Raw genomic sequence first — 1,719 nt, 5'->3', positions numbered from 1 at the left:
GACGCCCTCGGCAGCACGGCCGCCTACACCGCCCCCCGCACCACCACCGAGCAGCGCATCACCGACGTCTGGCAGAACGTCCTCGGCCACGACCGAATCGGCATCCACGACAGCTTCTACGACCTCGGCGGCGACTCCATCCGAGCAGTCAGCCTCGTCGGCAAGCTCCGTGCCGCCGGTTTCTCCCTCTCCGTCCGCGAGGTCATGGAGCACAACACCGTGGCCCGCCTCGCCGAGCTGGCCACGGGCCGGTCCGCGGCCGGCGCGGAGGTCTTCACCGGCGTCGCCCCGTACGCCCTGGTCTCCGACGACGACCGCGCTCTTCTCCCCGCCGGCATCGACGACGCCTACCCCGTCTCCCAGGTCCAGCTCGGCATGGTCCTGGAGCTCCTCGCCGACAGCGACCGGAACAACTACCACAACGTCAACTCCTTCCTGGTCAGGGACGAGAAGCCGTTCGACGCGGCCGCGCTCACCGCCGCCGTCCGCGCCATGAGCCGTCGCCACGAAGCACTGCGCACCTCCTTCGACCTCACCACCTACTCGGCGCCGCTCCAGCTCGTGCACGCCGAGGCCGAGATCCCGGTCACCACCGCCGATCTGCGGCATCTGGACGACGTCCAGCAGGCCGAGTACGTACAGGAGTTCATCGCGCGGGAGCGTGACCTGCCCTTCGATGTGGCCGCCGCGCCGCTGATCCGCATCTCCGCGCACCTGGTCTCCGACGACGCCTGGCGTCTGACCATGACCCAGTGCCACGCGATCACCGAGGGCTGGAGCTACCACACCCTGCTCATGGAGCTCGTGGATGCCTACCGGTCGGCTTCTCCCGTCGCCGAGCCGCTCCCCGTCCGCTACGCCGACTTCATCGCCGCCGAGCTGACCTCCCTAGCCTCCGAGCAGGACCGGGAGCACTGGCGCGAACTGGTCACCGAGAACGCCCGGTTCACCCTGCCGGCCCACTGGGCCGAGGACCCGTCCGTCCCGCGCACGCGCACCGGCGTACGTCTGCCCGTCACCGCCCTGGGCGCGGGTCTGCGCGCCCTGGCCGCCGATGCGGGGGTGCCGCTGAAGGCGGTCTTCCACGCCGCGCACCTGAAGGTGATGAGCCAGCTCACGGACGAGCGCTCCTTCTTCACCGGCATCGTCGCGCACGGCCGTCTGGAGGTCCCCGGCGGCGAGGGCGTCTACGGCATGCACGTCAACACGCTGCCGTTCGCCCACCGGCGGGGCGCCCGCACCTGGCGCGAGCTGGTGCGGGAGGTCTTCGACCGCGAGACACGGATGTGGGGCCACCGCCACTTCCCGTACCCGGAGATCCAGCGGCTCTCCGGCAGCGGCGGCCGACTGGTCGACGTCGTCTTCAACTTCCTCGACTTCCACATGGTCGACGAGAAGGTGATCGACACCGCCGGGAGCATCCACGACGCCCCGACCGAGTTCGGCCTCAACGTGTCCGTCTTCGGCGGAGTCCTCGGTATCAGCACCAACAACCATGTGCTGGCCCAGGACGCCGCCGAGCGGGTGGGCGCGATGTTCAGCGCGGTGCTGGAGTCGATGGCGGCCGGTGGTGACGGTGACGCGACCGCGGTCCACCTGCCCCCGGGCGAGACCGACCTCCTGAACCTCTTCTCCGGCTCCACCGAAGGCTCGGACACCACGCCCTTCCCGGCCCTCTTCGCAGCCCAGGCCGCCCGCACACCCGACGCCCCGGCCGTC

General features: G+C 70.7%; 1 protein-coding gene. It reads left to right on the top strand.

Annotated features, from left to right (window positions below; translation table 11 throughout):
* Positions 1-1,719, top strand: a 1,719-nt coding sequence (locus tag ACWGE1_RS41005; RefSeq protein WP_453425562.1) for a condensation domain-containing protein, incomplete at both ends; no start/stop codon positions are given.

This window comes from Streptomyces sp. NPDC054932 (genome assembly GCF_053610205.1).
Note: the sequence above shows the minus strand (reverse complement) of the source record. Positions and strands in the feature narration are given on the sequence as shown.